Raw genomic sequence first — 22120 nt, 5'->3', positions numbered from 1 at the left:
ATAAAAAAACTACTTTTGCGAGTCGAATTATCAAACGATGAATAATAACAAAAAGAATCATATAAAAATGGCAGAACAAAAGAATCAGAACGAACATCTGAACGTAGAAGATGCACTGACACAATCGGAAGCATTTCTTGTTAAGTACAAAAACGCAATCATCGGCGGTGTTGTAGCCGTGATTATCATCGTAGCAGGTTTTATCATGTACAAGAACCTCTATGCTGAGCCACGTGAAGAAAAGGCACAGGCTGCTCTTTTCAAAGGACAGGAATACTTTGAACAAGATGCTTATGAACAAGCACTGAACGGTGATAGTATTGGTTATGTAGGTTTCCTCAAAGTTGCCGACGAATATAGCGGAACAAAAGCCGCTAATCTGGCAAAAGCATATGCAGGAATCTGCTACGCACAACTGGGTAAATATGACGAAGCAGTAAAGATGCTCGACGGCTTCAACGGAGGCGACCAGATGGTAGCTCCCGCTATCCTCGGCGCAACAGGAAACTGCTACGCACAACTGGGTCAGCTGGACAAAGCCGCTTCTACCCTGCTCTCTGCAGCAGACAAAGCTGACAATAACTCATTAAGCCCTATCTTCCTGATGCAAGCCGGTGAAATCCTGGTGAAACAAGGAAAGTATGATGATGCCGTTAATGCCTACACTAAGATCAAGGACAAATACTTCCAGTCTTACCAGGCTATGGACATCGACAAGTACATCGAACAGGCTAAATTGATGAAGAAATAATATACCTTATTATATATAATAGAAGGTTAGGCACGGATTACACGGATTTCACGGTTTTTAGTACGCACAATATGTACTAATGCAATTATGCGAAGCTACCGTGAAATCCGTGTAATCCGTGCCTTTTTAAAATCATGTATTTATAACCCACTTTAATTACTACAATTATGGCAACAGCATACCATAACTTATCCGAATACGATTTCAACTCTGTACCAAACGCTGAAAACATGAAATTCGGCATCGTCGTATCCGAATGGAATTTCAATATTACCGGAGCCTTACTGAACGGCGCAGTCAATACATTAAAAAAACATGGAGTGAAAGACGAAAATATTCTGGTGAAAACTGTACCGGGAAGTTTCGAACTAACTTTCGGCGCCAATCAAATGATGGAAAATTGCGATGTGGATGCAATTATTGCAATTGGTTGCGTAATTAAAGGAGATACTCCACATTTTGATTATGTTTGTATGGGAGCAACTCAAGGAATTACCGAATTAAACGCAACTGGCGACATACCAGTCATTTACGGATTAATTACCACCAATACAATGGAGCAAGCAGAGGATCGTGCCGGTGGCAAACTGGGTAACAAAGGAGATGAATGTGCAATTTCTGCAATAAAAATGATCGATTTTGTTTGGAGTTTAAATAAATAGTTGTATCTTTGCACCGCAATTGAGAAACAAACCTCCTCAAAAGCACAAAAGGGCAAATACCAGAGTGGCCAAATGGGGCAGACTGTAAATCTGCTGGCTTACGCCTTCGGTGGTTCGAATCCATCTTTGCCCACAAAAATTGCGGAAGTAGCTCAGTTGATAGAGCATTAGCCTTCCAAGCTGAGGGTCGCGGGTTTGAGCCCCGTCTTCCGCTCTTCAAAGAGAATCTGAGAAATTAGATTCTCTTTTTTTGTATAACTTTAAACCTCTAAGAACATGGAAGATTCTCCAACGCAATCACACGTACTGCAATTGGCACACCCCCCTATCCCAATTGTCCGCATCGGAATCATAGGATTGGGGAATCGAGGGCTACTCACCCTGCAACGTTATCTGCAAATAGAAGGAACCGAAATCAAAGCTCTCAGCGAAATCAGGGAAGGTAACTTGAACAAAGCCCAACTCATACTCAAAGAAGCAAAGCACCCCGAAGCCACGGGATATACCGGACCAGGCGGCTGGCGAAAGATGTGTGAATGCAACGATCTGGATTTAATTTTTATCTGTACAGACTGGCTCACTCACACCCAAATGGCAACCTATGCAATGGAATGCGGCAAACATGTAGCTATCGAAGTTCCTGCCGCCATGAATATAGCCGAATGCTGGCAACTGGTCGATACAGCAGAAAAGACAAGACGCCACTGTATCATGCTGGAAAATTGCTGTTATGACCCTTTTGCCCTGACTACTCTCGAAATGGCACGTCAAGGTGTACTCGGAGAAATAATGCATGTAGAAGGAGCATATATTCACGATCTCCGTTCCATGTATTTTGCCGAAGAGAGCGAAGGCGGTTACCACAATCACTGGGGAAAAAGATACAGTATCGAACATACAGGCAATCCCTACCCCACCCACGGACTAGGGCCTGCCTGTCAAATCCTCGACATCCACCGCAATGACAGGATGGAATATCTCGTATCCATGTCCACCCATCAGGCCGGCATGAGCGAGTATGCGCGGAAAAGATTCGGAGAGAACTCACCGGAAGCCCGTCAAAAGTATAAACTGGGAGATGTCAACACCACGCTTATCCATACCGCCAAAGGGAAAACGATCATGCTTCAGTATAATGTTTCGACTCCCCGCCCTTACAGTCGCCTGCAAACAGTATGCGGCACACTCGGCTTTGCACAAAAATATCCGGTACCATGCATTGCCCTGGATTCTCATGAAGATACTCCGCTTGAAGGCGAAGCACTTGAACAAGTATTAACTCTCTATAAACACCCTTTTAGCGCCACCATCGGCGAGGAAGCACATCGTAAAGGATTACCGAACGAAATGAACTATGTAATGGATTATCGGTTAATATATTGCCTGCGCAACGGACTGCCCCTTGACATGGACGTTTATGATGCAGCCGAATGGTCGTGTATCACCGAATTAAGCGAGAAGTCGGTATTGAACGGAAGTATTCCTGTAGAAATACCGGATTTCACCAGAGGTGTCTGGGAAAAACACAAACATTAGATTTTACCTATTTACCCCAATTAAACTATAAAAACACATGAGAACATTCCTATCATTAAAGACATGCTTACTATCTGCACTTTTACTTTGTGCAAACAGCATTTCGGCAAGCAAGATTATTTCCGTATCCGATTTCGGTTTGAAACCCGACAGCCGTATCAACGCAGTGCCATTTATACAAAAGGCAATCGATGCTTGCAAGCAATATCCAGGTTCCACACTTGTCTTTCCAAAAGGAAGATATGACTTCTGGGCACAACATGCTATCGAAAAAGATTATCACGAAACGAACACCTACGATGTTAATCCCAAAATTCTCGCCGTGCTATTGGAGCAGATCAATGATCTGACGATTGACGGTAATGGTTCTGAGTTTATTATGCATGGCCGGATGCAGCCATTCACTTTGGATCATTGCCGGAACATTACCTTAAAGAACTTCTCCGTCGATTGGGAAATCCCATTAACTGCGCAAGGTATTGTCACTCAATCTACCTCCGGATACCTTGAGATCGAAATCGACTCCCACCAATATCCTTATATCATAGAAAACAAACGACTGACTTTTGTCGGTGAAGGATGGAAAAGCAGTCTTTGGGCGATCATGCAGTTTGATCCCGACACCCATCTCGTCCTGCCAAATACAGGTGACAACTTAGGCTGGCGCTCATACGATGCAACAGAAGTAAAACCTGGATTAATACGCTTATCCGATCCTAAAAAGGAGGCTGATAAATTCTTCCCTGCGCCGGGTACGGTCCTTGTGTTACGACACAGCACCAGAGACCACGCCGGTATCTTCATTTACCACAGCATGGACACAAAACTAGAAAACGTAAAACTATTCCATACCTGCGGACTGGGAATTCTGTCACAGTATAGCAAGAATATATCTTTCAATGATGTACATATCATCCCTAACACTTCCAAGAAACGTGTGCTGAGCGGACATGACGACGGTTTCCACTTCATGGGATGCAGCGGATTACTCAAGATTGAGAACTGCAGTTGGGCAGGATTGATGGATGATCCTATTAACATCCATGGAACATGTTCCCGTATTATGGAAGTTCTTTCTCCTACCCGTATCAAATGCAAATTCATGCAGGACATGAGTGAAGGGATGGAATGGGGACGTCCGGACGAAACAATCGGATTTATAGAGCATAAAACCATGCGTACCGTAGCTACTGGTAAAATGAATAAATTTGAAGCACTAAATAAAGCTGAATTTATCATCGAATTATCAGCACCACTTCCAGCCGGAGTGGAAGCCGGATATGTAATAGAGAATCTGACCTGCACACCTGATGCAGAAATACGCAACTGCCATTTCGGAAGTTGCCGGGCACGTGGTCTGCTTGTATCTACTCCCGGCAAGGTTATTATTGAGAACAATGTATTCGAATCCAGCGGCTCTGCCATTCTGATTGCCGGAGACGCAAATGCATGGTACGAGTCAGGAGCTGTCAGAGACGTGCTGATACGTAACAATGATTTCCGTTATCCTTGCAATTCTTCGATTTATCAGTTCTGTGAAGCCGTGATCAGCATTGATCCGGAAATTCCGACATCGGAACAGAAGTACCCCTATCATCGCAATATCCGCATTGTGGATAATACCTTCCACCTATTTGATTATCCGATTCTCTTCGCACGGTCGGTAGACGGACTCACCTTCTCCTCCAATACACTCATACGTGATACGACTTACCAGCCTTATCACTATCGTAAAGAAGGTATTACGCTGGAAGCATGTAAATCTGTGGTTATTTCAAACAATAAGATTGAAGGGGATGTATTAGGACGTACTGTTAAAATTGAAAATATGAAACCTTCGGATGTCAAGATTAGCAAGAACCCTTTCTTTAAACTGAAAAAATAAAAAACACCATATAGGCAATTAAACGTATTCAGGCTCAAGCATGAGCATGAATACGTTTGAGTCTTTATCCCATAAATACAACAAATAAAGGAAGGTTCTCTTTGATGAACTTCAATGCTAAGGTAATCTGCCGTTCTATTGCTTTTTCACTGACTGCACAACGTTCCGCGATTTCCCGATTAGATAGATGCTCTTCGCGGCTCATTCTAAAGATCTGCTGCCGTCTGGCCGGAAGTTGCGAAATCAATTTATCAATATAGTTCTTCAAATCAGCAGCATCCAATTCCTCTTCTATATCATAAGAATTTTCAAGTCCTTTCAGAACTGTCATTTTAAAATTCAGCTCATTAAAATGTCTACGCGAATAATTGAATATAATATTACGGGTAATCATAAAAAGCAACCCATCAAAATTCTTGGTAATATCAAGAAACTCTTTGGACTCCCAAACTTTCACAAAAACATCCTGAACTACTTCTGAAATCACGGAAGATGAAGTGACATAAAGTCGTGCAAAGTTATAAACCTTCAGCCAATAAAGGTCATACAGCAAAGAAAATGCAGCCGCATCTCCCGCTTTTACCTTTTCCAGAATTATTGTCTCCTCCATCTCTTTTCAATTGTGTTACAAAAATAAAGAAATAACCATTAACCACAACATTTTTTTTGATTTTTATTTATAATAAAGTTACCTTTTTTCCTTTAATAATGTCTTCAAAATCTATTCTAATTATTAAATTCAACTAAGTTCTGTTAGAACTTTGTTTCTTTTCCTATCTACACATCTTGCTTTTACTCTTTCCCATATCTGTTCTTTTATTTTAAAATCTATAGCTTTATTTTCTGATTCATTCCATTGTATTTTAAGTTCTCTATCCACTGATTCCAGGTCAGCATAGCTTCTCCGCTGCTTTTTAGTCAGCCGTCCTGCCAGCAAATCTTTAATCAAACTCATCTTTGTATCTTTATCCATCCTATCTTACTTTGTTATTATTCTATTTATTATTACTCGTATATTATAAATACACTTGAGTTAAGTCTACCCCCACATCCCTTCGATAAAAAAAATAGAAAAACTATCATTAAAATCACAATGAGCTAATATTCAATAAATTAACCACTAACCAAAAAGAAGTTTTTTTTTCAAAAAGTCATTTTTTTATCTTAGTTCTAACAGAACTAAGATGGTATTTTGCCGTAGCTTCACTCGCTCTTTTACTAACAATAGGAGGATTTTGGATGAATTCAGTCAGAGATAATATTAACGACGAATTTATAATGGTGATAGCACAACAAAACCAAATGCACGTTTTACCGGACAGTACAAAAGTATGGATGGAATCAGGTAGTTCCATTAAATACACAAAAGCCTTTAACAAAAAAAGAGAAGTATGGCTAGAAGGCAACTCATTTTTTGAAGTATATAAACATGAAGGCAGTTTCTTCCAAGTACATATTAATAAAGCTTTTATAGAAGTAAAGGGAACCTGTTTTCAAATCAAGCAAACTAATGCTGAAAAAAATGAAATCACGCTGTTTCATGGTAAAATAGAATTTAATGTAGAATCTACAGGAGAGAAAATTATCATGTCTCCATCGCAAAAGGTAATGTATAATCCAAACAATGCACAAACATTAGTTGAGAATGTAATGGATATCAATTGGAAGGACGGAAGATACAACTTCAAAGAAACCCCATTACCCCAGCTCATTTCAATTGTAAATCAAATATACCAATCAAATATAATTCTAGAAGGAAAGTTTACTAAACAATCTTCATTCACAGGTAGCATCCGTTATGATGAAACATTGGATGACGTAATAGAGAAGCTTTGTTTCAGCCTTAACCTCACATACAAAAAACAGAATAGTAAAATAGTAATATATAATTAACCATATTTCTAATAATTAACCCAATATTTAACCTCACAACAAGTTAAATCATGAAAAAAAATCACAGTTGTTACCGGAGGCGATATCTGAAGCATATCGCACTCGTTTTGCTCTTTTACCCCTTGTCCGCTCTTGGAGCTCAGGGACACATATCTATCAAGGGGCAATCAATCACTATTATGCAAGCTATCCAGCTTATAGAAAAAAACAGCGACTACACGTTTTTCTACAACGCAGCAGATCTCGAAGACAAACAACGGAAAGACATTAATTGTAATGGTCCTATTGACGAGATTCTGGATGAAGTTTTCAAAGACAGCGGTATTAGCTATATCGTAAAAAACAAAGAGGTTATTCTTAACGTACAAAAAACGAATAACACCCAACAAAAGAAAAAACGTACTGTAACCGGTACTATTATAGACGCAGTGGACGATAGCCCCATCATTGGAGCTAACATCACGATTAAAGGTGACAAGAACACCGGTACAATCTCGGATATTGATGGTAATTTTAGTCTTTCCATACCCGACAATAAGACGATCCTTGTCGTAACTTACATCGGATATAAAACTCGCGAAGTTCCTGTAGAAGATCTAGGGAATATCAAAATTGTACTGGAAGGAGACGATCATACCTTGAATGAAGTTGTCGTAGTCGGTTCCGGTACCCAAAAGAAGGTCAGCGTAACAGGAGCTATCACAAGTATAAAAGGTGCCAGCCTCAAGCTGCCGTCATCTACTTTATCCAATTCATTTGCCGGAAAGTTGGCGGGTGTCATCGCAAAAACAAATTCCGGAGAGCCTGGCTCCGGTGCCGAATTTTACATTCGCGGTATCGGTACTTTCGGTGGACGAGCAACTCCTCTGATTTTACTGGATGATGTAGAAATATCATCCGGTGACCTTAATTATGTGCCGGCCGAGAATATTGAAAGTTTCTCTATCCTTAAAGATGCATCTGCCACCGCTATCTATGGTTCACGCGGAGCTAACGGTGTAATGATCGTCACAACTAAAGGCGGAGAATACAATAGTAAAACATCCATCAACGTTACAGCAGAAAATTCTTTCAACTACTTAGACAAGTTCCCGGAATTTGTGGACGGAGCTACTTATATGGATATGTATAATAAAGCTTCATTAGCCAGAAACTCTTCCGCTACACCCAAATACAGTGCTACAGACATGGAACGTACGGCATCCGGAGTCAACCCATACCTATACCCCGATGTAAACTGGCAAGACGTATTGTTTAAAAACATGAGTATGCGCCAACGTGCCAACGTCAACATTTCCGGTGGTGGTTCTAAAGTTAAATATTACATGAGTTTGGATGTCAGCCATGATTCAGGCTTGCTGAACACAGGGAAAGCATATTCATGGAACAACAATATTAATATAATGAACTATACCTTCCAGAATAATATTGCTTATAAACTGACGCCGACGACGACAATCAAAATGAATATGAACGCTCAGATCCGTCAGAAAAAAAGCCCGAATGTATCAAGCGAGGATTTGTTCAAACAGATTCTGACTACTACCCCCATAGAATTTCCGGTTACTTATCCAAGTCAAGACGGGCGTATCATGTACGGCAACAACATCATCTCAGGAAGTACCTTATACACGAACCCCTATGCCAGGATGATGACATCATTTGCCGAAACGAACGAAAATACACTTAACACAGTTATCAAGATAGATCAGGATTTGGATTTTATCACTAAAGGGCTTAAAATTAATGCTTTTGTAAATTTCAAAACCTGGTCAAGTTCTTACTTTGATCGTAGCATTGCTCCTTATTATTATCGCATAAAAAGCGGAAGCTACGATGAAACCGACCTGGAAAATACGAATTATGAATTGGAACTGCTAAATTCGAATGGCAGCGATTATATCAGTCAGTCGGCTATCGGAAAGTCTTCCGACCAAACATTTGAATTACAGTTCAACCTAAACTATGCCCGTCAATTCGGTCTGCATAATGTAGGTGCCATGTTACTCTACAAACAACGCGAATACAGAAGCGATGTGTTACCCAACCGTAATCAAGGCCTTTCCGGACGTCTTACTTATGATTACGGACAACGCTATCTGTTTGAGTTTAACTTCGGTTACAACGGGACCGAACGTCTGGCCAAAGAAGACCGTTTCGGATTCTTCCCTGCCGTGTCTTTAGGATGGGTGATAAGCAATGAAGCTTTCTTCGAACCAATGAAAAATGTAGTGGACAATCTCAAAATCAGAGGTTCCTACGGTCTTGTAGGTAGCGACGATCTGGCAACAGCCGGCGGAAGTTATTACCTGTATATAGACAAGATTACAAACAACGACCTGTCTTATCTGAAATGGACTTCCGGACAAAATATGGACTACCAATTAGGAGGTCCTCAGATGGCATACTACGCCATGTCCGGTTTGGGATGGGAAAAAGTAAAAAAGCTCGATATCGGTATTGATTTTACATTGTTCCGAAACTGGACATTTACCTTCGATTATTTCTACGACAAGCGTTATGACATCTTCATGAACCGTGAAGCATGGCCACAATCGCTGGCTTATCATATTGCCAAACCTTGGAGTAATATTGGTAAAATGGATAATAAAGGAGTGGAATTCAGTATTAATTATGCCAATAACTTCTCCAGAGATTTGTCTGTCAGTCTACAGGCAAACTTCACCTACAACAAAAATAAAATGGTCTATGTGGATGAACCGGAATATCCGACTATATGGAAGTCAGAAACCGGAAAACCTTATTCACGCATTACCGGCTACATAGCAGAAGGCTTATTCAAGTCACAAGAAGAAATAGATAACAGCCCTGCCCAGAATTTGGGTTCTACACCCAAGGTCGGAGATATTAAATATCGTGACCTTAACGGTGATGGTATCATTGACTCGGATGACCAGACGATGATCTCCAAATATGGAAGTACCCCACGCTTACAATACGGATTTGGCGGAACTGTCAACTACAAGAAGTTTGATTTTGGTGTCTTCTTCAGTGGCTCTGCCCTGCGTTCTATCATGACAAACGGTATTGACCCTTTCCAAGAAGGAATAGCCGTCGGTAACAGAAATGTATTAAAATATATAGCCGATAATTACTGGTCAGAAGAAAAACTGAATTGGGATGCAAAATATCCTCGTTTGGGACTACTTGCAACAGACGTTGCCAACAATACAGTGAACAGTAGTTACTGGTTGAGAAATGGTTCTTTCCTCCGATTGAAGAATGTAGAAGTAGGATATAAAATACCTTATGGACGTATTTTCGTCAGCGCAGCCAATCTATTCACCTTTAGTCCGTTTGACCTTTGGGATCCTGAACTGTCTTCTTGGAACAGTTATCCTATGCAAAAGACTGTCAATGTCGGAATTCAACTTCAATTCTAATTTATTATGAGAAAAAATATGAAACTAACACGCATCTTTCAAAATATAAGTATAGCAGTTATTATCACTGCATTGGGCTTAACCTCATGTGATTATCTAGACGTTGTTCCACCCGAACAACCCAATATCGATGACGCAATGTCAAGCCCTACCCGAGCTTTAGGATTTCTTTATTCCTGTTATGGAGGTGTCAGTACAGACTTACCCAGTGCCTATTTGGGGGAAATAAACTCTACGACAGACGAATATGTATTACCTTATTCATGGAACAAAGACGGTTATTGGGGCGCCTATGCATTTAACACTGCATCATCCACTAACCAAGACTGGCTATGGGGAACTACTTACCAATATATAGGACAATGTTATCTGTTTTTGCAAAAGTTGGAAAATGCGGGAAGCGACATTGCATCTGATGCAGAAAAGGAACAATGGAGAGCCGAATGCCAATTCCTGGTAGCTTATTACCACTTCGCTACTTTAAGAAGATATGGTCCCATCCCAATTACAGACTCGTACATCCCGATGGATACCCCAACGTCAGAGTATAATGGACGTTTTCACTTTGACTATTGTGTAGACTGGATTGCGAACCAGCTGGATGAAGCCGCCAAAGTACTTCCTGCCAACCGCACCGTTACCAATGAATGGGGACGCGCCACATCTACTATAGCCAAAGCTGTAAAAGCCCGTTTACTACTTTATGCCGCATCTCCTTTATGGAACGGAAGTTTCCCCTATCCTAACTGGCAGAATGAGAATTTCGAGACTCCGGGTTACGGTAAAGCTTTAGTAAGCAATACTTATGACAAGAGCAAATGGGAAAGAGCACTGGCCGCATGTCAGGAAGCACTTACATTAGCTACAACTTCCGGTGACCGTGAACTTTACGATGACGACGAATATTACTCCCGACAATCCCTGAACTTACCTTTTGTTCCCGGAGTAGCAGACGTGGAAGATAATAGAGAATTCCTGAAAAACGTAATGAAGATGCGCTATGCCGTAAGTACACGTGAATCTGAAGGAAACAAAGAAATTATCTGGGGATTATCCAATCAGTTTGATTTTTATTCCCGTTATCCGCTTCGTATTCTGAAGAAATCGGATGGAACATGGCATGCTGGTTATAGTGGTGTATCTCCTACATTATATACGTTCGAACATTTCTATACAGCTAACGGGAAACTACCTGAAAAAGACCTTGACTTTACTCCTTCCTCTGAATGGTTTGAGTCAGCAGGTATCTCTTCACGGGAAGACATTATCAAACTGAATGTGGGTCGTGAACCTCGTTTCTATGCATGGATGGCTTTTGACGGTGGTGACTACGGAACTAAATTTGCGGCCGGTTCTCCCCTGAAACTGGAAATGAGGAATTCGGAAATGCACGGTTACAATCCGTCTCTATTCAATCGTGACCATAGTGTCACAGGGTTCCTGACACAAAAGTTTGTTGATCCGGTAACTGAATTCTATACAGCCGGCGGTTCTACAAGCGGAACAAGCGCACCTACTATCTTATTCCGCCTGGCCGAACTCTACCTAAACGTAGCAGAATGCCATGCAGCATTAGGAAATACGCAGGAAGCCATTGATGCACTAAATCCTGTTCGTGAACGTGCCGGAATCCCTAAATTAACATTGGCTGATGTCACAAATAATATGACAATAAAAGACTGGGTACACAATGAACGTTTTGTTGAATTATGGAACGAAGGTCACCGCTTCTTCGATGTCCGCCGTTGGGCAGAAGGAGCCAAGTACTTTGGAGCAAACAAACGGGAAGGATTGAATGCAGAAGTTCAAAGTCCCACATTCGAAGAATTTAATAAACGAACTACAGTTGATGCACCTTATGTGTGGGAAAACCGCATGTACCTGAATCCGGTATTCTACAACGAAGTATACAAAAATCCGCAAATGGTACAAGCACCCGGATATTAATTATTTTTTATTCATTCATAACAATATAGAATATATATGAAACATATATCAATAGCATTGTGTTTGTGCGGGATGATTCTGATGAATACTTCCTGCGACAATTATGACGATACCTATCCGCAGGAATATGAGAAAATACTATCACTGCAGACCACCGGTGAGCAAGCCGTAGATCTTTATAAAACAGGAGAGGCTACTAACTATTCAATAACGGTCATTAAATCCGGAAGTCAACCCACATTGACAGCTTCTGCCCATATCGGTGCAATGGATGCAGTCAATTTTGAGAAGTATATCTCCGAGAGAGGTTTGGACTATGTGGCAATGCCTGCCAATTGTTATTCGTTCAACATAGAAGAACTCGATTATTCTTCTGCTGAAACCTATAAGATCATCAATTTACAGCTGAATACCAACGAGATAGAAATCTTTGAGCAGACTCTTGAAGAGGGACAAACGTGTGTTCTTCCAATCATGCTGACCAGTACATCCGATTCCATCCTGGCGGATAAAAACACATTAGTTCTGAAACCGGAGATTATTACTCCATCTCTTTCAGTCACTGAATCCAGTTCAGGAACCGTGACTAAATATCTGCCCCAAAGTGGAGGCACCATTGCTCTTGATTTAGGATTGCAAGTCGAAAACCAATGGAATTTCACCTGTAAAGTAGCAATTGATGAAACTACTACTACCTTAGAAGGAGCAACGTTAGTTTCGGATATCATCTCATTTGAGCCTGGAAACACATCTTCTGTTCAGGTTAATATCCCTAAGTTTACGAAGACCTCCGGAAATGTGGGTATAAAGATTCTGGAAATTAATGGAAAAGACGGTTTCGAATTCGACACGAATCCATTTATACTTGTTGCATCTGTTGAAAAATACAGTCTGACAGCGGACATGCTTTCCAGTAATGCAATAGAACCGTCAGAGGGTTCCTTAGCTAATTTATTGGATGGAGACGTAGGTACCTACTTCCACAGCGCGTGGAGCGTATCGGTTGTCGGCAAGCATTATGTTCAAGTAAAATTGCCCGTATCAACTAAGACATTCCGTTTCACCTATACAAACAGATCAAATAACGGAAATGCCGCTTTGGCATGGTTCAACTTATATACAGGAACGAATGAGAGCAATTTACAACTTTACAAGCGTTTTGCGTGGGATGAAGATGGTCTCCCGTCAGGTGCTGCAGGGGTTTATGTTTCTCCCGATGTTTCAATAGACAATGCTGCCAACACCTTACGCTTCGAATGTGAAAGCAACTGGACCGGTGGTTCCTTCTTTGTATGGAGCGAATTTAGTCTGTTCATACTGTCCGAATAATAAATGAGAGACAAAGGGTGAGTCAGACTTTTGACTCACCCTTTTATACCTCATCTATCTTAAAAACTAATACAGCAAAAAAATGACAATAAAAAGATTCATTACTAACCTATTAGCCCTTTTTACTCTATTCACAGTTTCACTGGCATGCAAGGATAGCGAAAAATCGATTATAAATAGCTCCTTCAGTATCAGTGAGGAATATCTGACACAAAATCTGGATAAATCAAGTACATCTGTCCAGATTCCAATTAACACATCTATGGAGTTAGCTCAATGGAGTGTCTCTTATGAAGCAAACTGGCTACAATGCTCAAAACAAAAGACAGCAGCAGAAGGAACTTTCCTGAAAATCACAGTGAATGAAAATACAGGCGAAACCAAAAGAACAGCCAATATAAAAGTAACATCAACTACTGCTACCTATACTATCACCGTTAATCAATATGCCAAAGGCGAAGTAATTGTTGAGGGTGACATCAAGGTTACACCAACCGGAGGCAAAGCGAGTGAGCATCAGGAGGGACAGGATATTGAAAATACATATGATGGCAAATTTTCAACTGATGGAGCTGCCCCTTTCCACACTCCGTGGGGACAATCCGCCAAATTCCCTGTCACGCTGGAATACTATTTTAAAGGAGATACGGAAATAGACTACTTAATTTATTATACACGATCCGGTAATGGAAACTTCGGAAAGGTCAAAGTATATACAACAACCAATCCTGACCGATCAGATTATACATTACAGGGAGAATATGACTTTAAAGAGCAGAATGCTCCTTCCAAAGTTTCATTTTCAGAAGGCATAAAAGCGACCGGAATCAAATTCGAAGTATTAAGCGGTCTGGGTGATTTTGTAAGCTGTGATGAAATGGAATTTTACAAAACAAATACGGATAAAACACTGGATAAACAACTTCTTACCGTATTCACCGACATAACTTGTACGGAAATAAAAAACAACGTCACCAACGAACAGATACAAGCTCTGCCAGACTATTTCGTCAGAATAGCAGAAGCGGTTCGTGACAATACATACGACAAATGGGAAAAAGAATTTCGCATTCGCAGCTATGAACCATACAGTAATATTGCCGAATGGGCGGATAAATTAATGACTAAGAAATATAGTGATCTCGACAATCCGACTGGTATATCCGTCAAGGCAGGAGACGATATCATCGTATTGGTTGGTGACACATACGGACAGAATATTTCAATGCAGTGTATTTGGGAAACAGGAACAGAATACAAGCAAACAGCTTCTTCAGGCGATGTCTATATGCTAAATCCCGGAGTCAACAAACTGACTATGAAAGGAGAAGGACAATTGTTTGTCATGTACAACACCGAACTGACTTCAAATACAGCAAAACCCATCAAAATTCACATACCACTCGGAAGTGGCACAGTGAACGGTTTCTTCGACCTGAAAGAACATAAGACAGACGAAAAATACGCTGAATTATTGAAAAAATCAACACACAAATACTTCTGCATACGCGGTGAAAAGATCATGTTCTATTTCCACCGCAACAAATTATTGGAATATGTACCCAACAACATCCTCTCAGCCATCCATCTATGGGATAACATTGTCGGCTGGCAACAAGAATTAATGGGAATTGACGATGTACGCCCATCACAAGTCAACAACCATTTATTTGCCATCTCACCGGAAGGAAGTTATATGTGGGCTTCTGACTATCAAATCGGATTTGTCTATACCTACTTAGGCAATATCTTGTTGGAAGATAATGTAATGGCGGCGGAAGATAACGCGTGGGGACCAGCTCATGAAATTGGCCATGTTCATCAGGCAGCTATTAACTGGGCCAGTTCTACCGAATCATCTAATAATCTGTTCTCTAATTTCATTATCTATAAATTAGGAAAATACAAATCGCGTGGTAACGGGTTAGGAAGCGTTGCAACCGCCCGTTATGCCAACGGGCAGGCTTGGTATAATATGGGAGACGCAACCCACCAGAACGAAGACACAGAAACGCATATGAGAATGAACTGGCAATTATGGATTTACTATCATCGATGCGAATATAAAACTGATTTCTGGCAGACACTTTTCAAACTGATGCGTGAAGTGAATATGACCGAAGGTGAAGATCCCGGGAAAAAGCAACTTGAATTTGCCAAAATGGCAAGTAAAGCCGCCAATCAGAACCTGACAGACTTTTTCGAGATGTGGGGATTCTTCGAACCTGTCAATACGACTATCGAACAGTATGGAACATACAAATACTATGTAAGTGATGCGATGATTCGGGAAGCAAAAGAATACATGGCACAATTCCCTGCCCCGAAACATGCTTTCCAATACATTGAAGACAGAAAGAAAAGTGAGTTTCCACAGAACGACTACCGCTATTCGGCAGTTGGAGATGTCGGATATTACACTCAATTCAAAGAAAATCAGAAGATAACCAAAGCTATCAAGGCAGAGCTGGCAGGACGCAAGGTCTCCATCCAAAACGGAGATGAAGCTGTGGCTTTTGAACTCAGAGAGAATGATGAAAATGGAAAATTACTTTATTTTTCTACCTTCACGACTTTCGAGATTCCTTCATCTATATTGATGGTGAATGCCAAATTATATGCCGTACAAGCTGACGGAAAACGTATTCTGTTATAAGAATAATTTAACTTAACACACATTACAGATGTAGAAACGGCATCGCTCACTGTTCGGGCGATGCCGAAAATATCATTATAACATAGCGAATAGTGCGACTCTTTTTCTACCAAAAATATAGACGGGCAATGAAAATATCTACAATAATTACACTGGATTGATTAATTAATTAGTATTTTTGACACCGAAATGAAAAACCAATTAATAACCCCCAATTAAAAATTAAAAGAAAGATGAAGAAACTACTACTTAGCACACTCGTCGGTCTTGCATTGTTGACCTGCCAGACCAGTTTTGCTCAAAAGACAAAAGGAAAATTCTCTCCTATAAAAGTAGAAACTCCGGCCCGTCCGGCAAATCAGCAAGATGTAATCCAACTCGTTACTCCTAAACTTGAAACGGTCCGTGTAGGCTTTATCGGATTGGGAATGCGCGGTCCCGGTGCAGTTGAACGCTGGACACATATTCCGGGAACTCAGATTGTAGCTTTATGCGATCTTCTCCCCGAACGTGTTGAAAATGCTCAAAAGATACTGGAGAAAGCCGGTCTGCCGAAAGCAGCTTCCTACACAGGAGACGAGAAAGCATGGAAAAAGCTCTGCGAACGTGACGATATCGACGTGGTATACATAGCTACAGACTGGAAACACCATGCAGACATGGGTGTATACGCTATGGAACATGGCAAACATGTAGCCATCGAAGTACCTGCCGCTATGACACTGGATGAAATCTGGAAGCTAATCAACACTTCCGAAAAGACTCGCAAACACTGTATGCAACTGGAAAACTGCGTATATGACTTCTTTGAACTGACTTCACTCAATATGGCACAACAAGGTGTATTCGGTGAGGTACTTCACGTAGAAGGTGCTTATATACACAATCTGGAAGACTTCTGGCCGTATTACTGGAACAACTGGCGTATGGATTACAATCAAAAACATCGTGGTGATGTATATGCAACTCATGGTATGGGCCCGGCTTGCCAAGTACTCAATATTCACCGTGGCGACCGTATGAAAACTCTCGTAGCTATGGACACCAAAGCTGTGAACGGTCCGGCATACATTAAAAAGTCTACCGGAAAAGAAGTAAAAGACTTCCAGAACGGAGACCAGACCACAACCCTCATCCGTACGGAGAACGGTAAAACAATGCTGATACAGCACAATGTAATGACTCCCCGTCCTTACAGCCGTATGTACCAAGTAGTTGGAGCTGATGGCTATGCCAGCAAATATCCGATTGAGGAATACTGTCTGAGACCTACACAAGTAGACTCTAATGATGTGCCAAATCACGAAAAGCTGAACGCACACGGTTCTGTATCTGAAGATGTAAAAAAAGCATTGATGGCTAAATACAAAGATCCTATCCACAAAGAACTGGAAGAAACTGCCAAGAAAGTAGGTGGACACGGCGGTATGGATTATATCATGGACTATCGTCTAGTATACTGTCTGCGCAATGGTTTGCCACTGGACATGGACGTTTACGACCTCGCAGAATGGTGTTGTATGGCCGAACTGACCAGACTCTCCATCGAAAACGGTTCTGCTCCGGTAGAAGTTCCTGATTTCACCCGTGGCGGATGGAACAAAGTGCAAGGTTACAGACATGCTTTTGCCGAATAAGCCATTATACCTTATTAATATATAAACTTACGGATAGCCAGACTGGGAAAAAGTCAGGTTATCCGTAAGTTCATGTTCGGCACTTTACTGATTATTATAATCACCTATATGAAAGCAGATATTTTAAAACCCTCTAGACAGACTATCCTTCGGGAAGCCAAAGATTATGTGATGATCGCCGTAGGTATGATACTTTATGGCATCGGATGGACCGTTTTCCTACTCCCCAACGACATTACGACGGGCGGAGTGCCGGGTATCGCATCTATTGTATATTGGGCAACGGGATTCCCGGTACAGTATACATATTTCAGCATTAACTTTTTCTTATTGTTGCTTGCGCTTAAGTTATTGGGATTAAAGTTCTGTATTAAAACTATTTTTGGAGTATTCACCCTGACTTTCTTCCTGTCCGTTATCCAGCAACTGGCATCAGGCGTTTCCCTTCTTCGCGACCAGCCTTTCATGGCATGCGTCATCGGAGCATCGTTCTGTGGCGGCGGTATCGGAGTTGCGTTCTGCGCCAACGGAAGCACCGGCGGTACGGACGTCATTGCCGCTATCATCAACAAATACCGGGACATAACCTTGGGAAGAGTCATACTGATCTGCGATATGATCATCATTACCTCCAGTTATTTCGTTCTGAAGGACTGGGAGAAGGTGGTATACGGATTTGCAACACTTTACATTTGCAGTTTCGTCCTCGATCAGGTAGTGAACAGCGCACGTCAGTCTGTCCAGTTCTTTATCATATCCAATAAATATGAGGAGATAGGACGACACATCAACGAATACCCTCACCGTGGAGTGACGATCATCAATGCAACCGGCTTCTACACAGGCAGAGAAGTGAAAATGATGTTTGTGCTTGCCAAAAAACGGGAGTCTACCATCATCTTCCGACTGATTAAAGATATCGACCCCAACGCATTTGTATCGCAAAGTGCCGTTATCGGAGTTTATGGGGAAGGCTTCGACCATATCAAAGTTAAATAAAAAAAGAAACAAGATTGAAAAACATGAAATACAGATCATATCACCTATTACTGGCAGGAATATTCTCTCTGTTAACAACAGGCGCTATGGCCGAAAAAACATCCGACAAGCCTTACTGGCAGGATGTGCAAGTTGTATCGGTCAATAAAGAATATCCGCGTACTTCCTTCATGACGTACGATAACCGGACTGATGCACTTAGCGGGAAGTTTGAAAAAAGCAACTATTATCAGTTGCTGAACGGTACATGGAAGTTCTTCTTCGCAGACAGCTACAAAGACCTTCCCGCCAATATCACCGACCCTTCCGTAAGCACGGACTCCTGGAATGACATCAAAGTTCCGGGCAACTGGGAAGTACAAGGGTATGGAGTGGCTATCTACACCAACCACGGTTATGAGTTCAAGCCCCGTAACCCGCAGCCTCCCACCCTTCCGGAAGCCAATCCCGTGGGAGTCTACCGTCGGGACATCGATATTCCCGCTGATTGGAAAGAACGGGATATCTACCTCCACCTCGCCGGAGCGAAATCAGGTGTATATGTATACATCAACGGACAGGAAGTAGGATACAGCGAAGATTCCAAGAACCCTGCAGAATTCCTGATCAACAAATACGTGAAACCGGGTAAGAATGTACTTACACTGAAAATCTTCCGTTGGAGCACAGGTTCTTATCTGGAATGTCAGGATTTCTGGCGTATCAGCGGTATCGAACGGGATGTTTATCTATATTCACAGCCCAAAGCTGCCCTGAAAGATTTCCGCATCACATCGACACTGGATGACAGTTACAAGAACGGAGTATTCGCCTTGAACGTCGACCTGCGCAATCATCGTCCGGCTGCAACCAATCTGACGCTGGCATATGAACTGCTCGATGCTCAAGGAAAAGTAGTTGCTACTGAAGAGAAGACAACTTATGTCCCTGTCAACGAAACACGTACCCTTTCTTTTGACAAGAATCTGACTGATGTACACACATGGACATCGGAACACCCGAACCTTTACAAGTTGGTGATGACTGTCAAAGAAGAGGGTAAAATCAATGAGATTATTCCTTTCAACGTAGGATTCCGCCGCATCGAGATCAAACCAATCGATCAGAAAGCCGCTAACGGAAAACCTTATGTATGCCTGTTTATCAACGGACAACCGCTGAAACTGAAAGGAGTCAATATCCACGAACATAATCCGGAAACCGGACATTACGTCACCGAAGAACTGATGCGTCGTGACTTTGAACTGATGAAACAGCATAATCTGAACAGCGTACGTCTCTGCCATTATCCGCAGGACCGCCGTTTCTATGAACTTTGCGACGAATACGGACTTTACGTGTACGATGAAGCCAATATCGAAAGCCACGGTATGTACTACGATCTCCGCAAAGGCGGATCATTAGGTAACAACCCCGAATGGCTGAAACCACACATGGATCGCACGATCAATATGTTCGAACGCAACAAAAACTACCCCAGCGTAACTTTCTGGTCGTTAGGAAATGAAGCCGGAAACGGATACAACTTCTACCAGACTTATCTTTGGTTGAAAGAAGCTGACAAGAACATCATGCAACGTCCCGTCAACTATGAACGTGCACAATGGGAATGGAACACCGATATGTACGTACCCCAGTATCCGGGTGCCGGCTGGCTGGAAGATATCGGCAAGAACGGCAGCGACCGTCCCATTGCCCCGTCAGAATATGCACACGCAATGGGCAACTCTACCGGAAATCTCTGGGGACAATGGCAGGCTATCTATAAATATCCGAACCTTCAGGGAGGATATATCTGGGACTGGGTAGATCAGGGGCTGCTCCAGAAAGACAAGAACGGAAGAGAATACTGGGCTTACGGAGGTGACTTCGGAGTAAATGCACCCAGCGACGGTAATTTCCTCTGCAACGGTCTTGTCAATCCCGACCGGGGCCCGCATCCGGCAATGGCAGAAGTGAAATACGTGCATCAGAATGTCGGCTTCGATGCGATTGACGCAGCCTCGGGCAAGTTCAACATCACGAACCGTTTCTACTTCACCAATCTGAAAAAGTATCAGATACATTACAGCGTACTGGCCAACGGAAAAACCGTCAAAAGCGGAAAGGTATCACTGGACATCGCTCCGCAGGCTTCAAAAGAATTCACCGTACCGGTAAGTGGTCTGAAAGCCCGTCCGGGAACAGAATATTTCGTAAACTTCAGCGTGATAGCCGTAGAACCGGAACCGCTGATTCCCGCCGGATACGAGATTGCATATGACCAGTTCCGTCTGCCCGTCGAAGCCGAAAGGAATACGTACAAAGCCAACGGCCCCGCATTGCAAACTCAAACACAAGGAGACGAACTGACTGTTTCTTCTTCAAAAGTAAATTTTGTATTCAACAAGAAGAGCGGTCTGGTTACCTCATACAAAGTGGATGGAACCGAATACTTCAAAGACGGATTCGGCATCCAGCCCAACTTCTGGCGGGCACCTAATGACAATGATTACGGAAACGGTGCTCCCAAACGCCTCCACGTATGGAAAAAGTCCAGCAAAGACTTCCACGTGACAGACACGAAGGTAAGCACAGAAGACAAAGCCGTCCTGTTGCAGGCAACTTATCTGCTGGCAGCCGGCAATCTGTATGTTGTCACCTATAAGATATACCCAAGCGGAATCGTTCATGTAAATGCCAAATTTACTTCTACCGATATGCAGGCTGCCGAAACAGAAGTCTCCGAAGCTACCCGCATGGCTACCTTCACTCCCGGAAGTGATGCAGCCCGCAAAGCCGCTTCCAAGCTGGAAGTCCCCCGCATCGGTGTACGTTTCCGTCTGCCGGCGCAGATGAACAATGTACAGTATTTCGGGCGTGGTCCGGAAGAAAACTACATCGACCGCAATCACGGAACCATGGTAGGCGTCTATCAGACAACCGCCGATAAGATGTACTTCAACTACGTACGTCCTCAGGAGAACGGACATCACACGGATACGCGCTGGCTTAACCTGTCTCCCGATAAAGGAAACGGCCTTGTCATCGTTGCCGACAGCCTGATCGGTTTCAACGCACTGCGCAATTCCGTCGAGGACTTCGACTCGGAAGAAGCGCTACCCCACCCCTACCAATGGAATAACTTCAGCCCGGAAGAAGCTACCAACCACGACGAGAAGGCCGCCCGCAATGTATTGCGCCGGATGCATCACGTCAACGACATCACTCCAAGAGACTTCGTCGAAGTTTGTGTCGACATGAAGCAACAGGGAGTAGGCGGTTATGACAGTTGGGGGGCACGTCCCGAACCTTTCCACCAGATTCCCGCCAACCGCGAATACAACTGGGGGTTCACTCTGGTACCGGTCCGTTCCGGCAGTCAGGCTACCGAAGCCACCAAATATGATTATCGATAACCTTAGTATAAATTTTAAAGAAA

Annotated in this window: 14 protein-coding genes and 2 tRNA genes; 14 read left to right on the top strand and 2 right to left on the bottom strand. The window is 42.4% G+C overall.

Annotation, left to right across the window (positions count from 1 at the left end; all coding sequences use genetic code 11):
- Positions 1-67: 67 nt before the first annotated feature.
- From NBH01_RS06710 to NBH01_RS06685, 6 genes are all read left to right on the top strand, one after another.
- Complete coding sequence (locus NBH01_RS06710; RefSeq protein ID WP_008759931.1) at positions 68-751, top strand: tetratricopeptide repeat protein; 684 nt, start codon at positions 68-70, stop codon at positions 749-751.
- Positions 752-918: 167 nt separating this feature from the next.
- Positions 919-1413 (top strand): 6,7-dimethyl-8-ribityllumazine synthase, encoded by a 495-nt coding sequence (ribH, locus tag NBH01_RS06705; RefSeq protein WP_008764452.1) that lies wholly within the window; start codon positions 919-921, stop codon positions 1411-1413.
- 50 nt (positions 1414-1463) lie between these two features.
- Positions 1464-1546, top strand: a tRNA-Tyr gene (locus NBH01_RS06700).
- Between the two features lie 8 nt (positions 1547-1554).
- A tRNA-Gly gene (locus NBH01_RS06695) sits at positions 1555-1627 on the top strand.
- Positions 1628-1689: 62 nt separating this feature from the next.
- Entirely contained in the window at positions 1690-2949 is a 1260-nt protein-coding gene (locus NBH01_RS06690) for a Gfo/Idh/MocA family protein (RefSeq protein ID WP_250700051.1), read from the top strand.
- A gap of 37 nt (positions 2950-2986) precedes the next feature.
- Positions 2987-4834, top strand: a complete 1848-nt coding sequence (locus NBH01_RS06685; RefSeq protein WP_048694274.1) for a right-handed parallel beta-helix repeat-containing protein — start codon at positions 2987-2989, stop codon at positions 4832-4834.
- Between the two features lie 64 nt (positions 4835-4898).
- On the opposite strand, the gene NBH01_RS06680 is transcribed toward NBH01_RS06685, so the two are convergent.
- Together NBH01_RS06680 and NBH01_RS06675 are read right to left on the bottom strand one after the other, a co-directional pair.
- A complete protein-coding gene (locus NBH01_RS06680) occupies positions 4899-5444 on the bottom strand; it encodes an RNA polymerase sigma-70 factor (protein WP_048694270.1) in 546 nt (181 codons plus the stop codon).
- A gap of 129 nt (positions 5445-5573) precedes the next feature.
- Positions 5574-5807, bottom strand: a complete 234-nt coding sequence (locus tag NBH01_RS06675) for a hypothetical protein (protein WP_048694267.1) — start codon at positions 5805-5807, stop codon at positions 5574-5576.
- Positions 5808-6073: 266 nt separating this feature from the next.
- Between NBH01_RS06675 and NBH01_RS06670 the strand changes: the two genes are divergently transcribed.
- From NBH01_RS06670 to NBH01_RS06635, 8 genes are all read left to right on the top strand, one after another.
- A complete protein-coding gene (locus NBH01_RS06670) occupies positions 6074-6727 on the top strand; it encodes a FecR family protein (RefSeq protein WP_048694264.1) in 654 nt (217 codons plus the stop codon).
- Between the two features lie 50 nt (positions 6728-6777).
- Complete coding sequence (locus NBH01_RS06665) at positions 6778-10131, top strand: TonB-dependent receptor (protein WP_008759924.1); 3354 nt, start codon at positions 6778-6780, stop codon at positions 10129-10131.
- A 6-nt stretch (positions 10132-10137) separates the two neighbouring features.
- Positions 10138-12078, top strand: a complete 1941-nt coding sequence (locus NBH01_RS06660; protein ID WP_250700050.1) for a RagB/SusD family nutrient uptake outer membrane protein — start codon at positions 10138-10140, stop codon at positions 12076-12078.
- A gap of 36 nt (positions 12079-12114) precedes the next feature.
- Complete coding sequence (locus tag NBH01_RS06655; RefSeq protein WP_250700049.1) at positions 12115-13407, top strand: BT_3987 domain-containing protein; 1293 nt, start codon at positions 12115-12117, stop codon at positions 13405-13407.
- Positions 13408-13489: 82 nt separating this feature from the next.
- Positions 13490-16063, top strand: coding sequence for a M60 family metallopeptidase (locus NBH01_RS06650; RefSeq protein ID WP_234140741.1), 2574 nt, complete (start codon positions 13490-13492; stop codon positions 16061-16063).
- Between the two features lie 233 nt (positions 16064-16296).
- Positions 16297-17700 carry a Gfo/Idh/MocA family protein gene (locus NBH01_RS06645; RefSeq protein WP_048694251.1) on the top strand — a complete coding sequence of 468 codons (1404 nt, stop codon included), beginning with the start codon at positions 16297-16299 and terminating at the stop codon, positions 17698-17700.
- 108 nt (positions 17701-17808) lie between these two features.
- The gene (locus NBH01_RS06640) at positions 17809-18699 is read left to right on the top strand and encodes a YitT family protein (protein ID WP_011109173.1); all 891 of its coding nucleotides are present in this window, start codon (positions 17809-17811) and stop codon (positions 18697-18699) included.
- Positions 18700-18722: 23 nt separating this feature from the next.
- Complete coding sequence (locus NBH01_RS06635) at positions 18723-22097, top strand: glycoside hydrolase family 2 TIM barrel-domain containing protein (protein WP_250700048.1); 3375 nt, start codon at positions 18723-18725, stop codon at positions 22095-22097.
- Positions 22098-22120 lie beyond the last annotated feature (23 nt).

Origin of the sequence: Bacteroides sp. B1-V-101 (genome assembly GCF_023656585.1) — a bacterium.
Taxonomy (GTDB): domain Bacteria; phylum Bacteroidota; class Bacteroidia; order Bacteroidales; family Bacteroidaceae; genus Bacteroides; species Bacteroides thetaiotaomicron.
Note: the sequence above shows the minus strand (reverse complement) of the source record. Positions and strands in the feature narration are given on the sequence as shown.